Below are 644 nucleotides of genomic sequence, written 5' to 3'. Positions count from 1 at the left end.
TGTCGCCGACCGTCATGCGCGGGTTCAGCGAGGTGTACGGGTCCTGGAAGACCATCTGGATGTTGCGGCGCACGGCCCTCAGGGCGCGCCGGGAGAGCCTGGTGATGTCCTCGCCCTTGTAGCGGATCTCGCCCGCGGTGGGCCGTTCGAGGTGGACGAGCAGCTTGGCGACGGTGGACTTGCCGCAGCCGGACTCGCCCACGATGCCGAGGGTCTCGCCGCGCCACAGGTCGAAGGAGACGCCGTCGACGGCGTGGACGGCGCCGACCTGCTTCCGGAAGAGGATGCCCCGGGTGAGCGGGTAGTGCTTGACCAGGTCCCGCACTTCGAGGATCGCCTCGCCGTCAGCTCTCATCGAGGGTCTCCTTCCAGAAGTGGCAGGCGCTGGTGCGGCCGGGTGCCACGGGGAAGAGCGGGGGCCGGTCGGTGCGGCAGATGTCCTGGGCCATGGGACAGCGGGGGTTGAAGGGGCAACCGGGCGGGATGGCGGTGAGGTTGGGCGGCAGGCCCTTGATCGCGTACAGCTCCCGGCCCTTCTGGTGGAGCCGCGGGATGGATTCGAGCAGGCCCCGGGTGTAGGGGTGGGCCGGGCGCTTGTAGAGCTCGTGGACGGGTGCGGTCTCCACGATCCGGCCCGCGTACAT

The 644-nt window shown here is 70.0% G+C and carries 2 protein-coding genes; both read right to left on the bottom strand.

The features are described from left to right. The coding region (locus tag IE182_RS31585) for an ATP-binding cassette domain-containing protein (protein ID WP_190113425.1) at positions 1-355 on the bottom strand (355 nt) is incomplete at its 3' end. Continuing rightward, the coding region (locus tag IE182_RS31580) for an oligopeptide/dipeptide ABC transporter ATP-binding protein (RefSeq protein ID WP_373303659.1) at positions 345-644 on the bottom strand (300 nt) is incomplete at its 5' end. The genes IE182_RS31585 and IE182_RS31580, both read right to left, overlap by 11 nt.

Source organism: Streptomyces cinnamoneus (assembly GCF_014650495.1).
GTDB lineage: Bacteria > Actinomycetota > Actinomycetes > Streptomycetales > Streptomycetaceae > Streptomyces > Streptomyces cinnamoneus.
The sequence above is the reverse complement of the archived record's forward strand: the minus strand, read 5'-3'. Positions and strand labels throughout refer to the sequence as shown.